A 393-nucleotide genomic window follows, 5' to 3' on the forward strand; every position below is an offset into this window, starting at 1 on the left:
TCGGCGTCAAGGGCGAGATCATCCATGTGCGTCCCGGCCCGGTCGTCACGCTCTATGAATTCGAGCCGGCACCCGGCGTGAAGTCATCGCGCGTCATCAATCTTGCCGACGATATCGCCCGTTCCATGTCGGCGCTTTCGGCCCGTGTCGCGGTCGTGCCCGGCCGCAACGTCATCGGTATCGAACTGCCGAATGCGACCCGCGAGACCGTCTATTTCCGCGAGCTGATCGAATCCGTCGATTTCCGCAAGACCGGCTACAAGCTGGCGCTTTGCCTCGGCAAGACGATCGGTGGCGAGCCTGTTATTGCCGAACTCGCGAAGATGCCGCATCTGCTCGTTGCCGGCACCACCGGCTCGGGCAAGTCGGTCGCGATCAACACCATGATCCTGT

The 393-nt window shown here is 62.3% G+C and carries 1 protein-coding gene; it reads left to right on the plus strand.

Annotation, left to right across the window (positions count from 1 at the left end; translation table 11 throughout):
• On the plus strand, nucleotides 1–393 hold a 393-nt coding region (locus tag L981_RS32955), incomplete at both ends, for a DNA translocase FtsK (RefSeq protein ID WP_043627212.1).

The sequence above is a fragment of the Ensifer sp. ZNC0028 genome (assembly GCF_000799055.1).
GTDB lineage: Bacteria > Pseudomonadota > Alphaproteobacteria > Rhizobiales > Rhizobiaceae > Ensifer.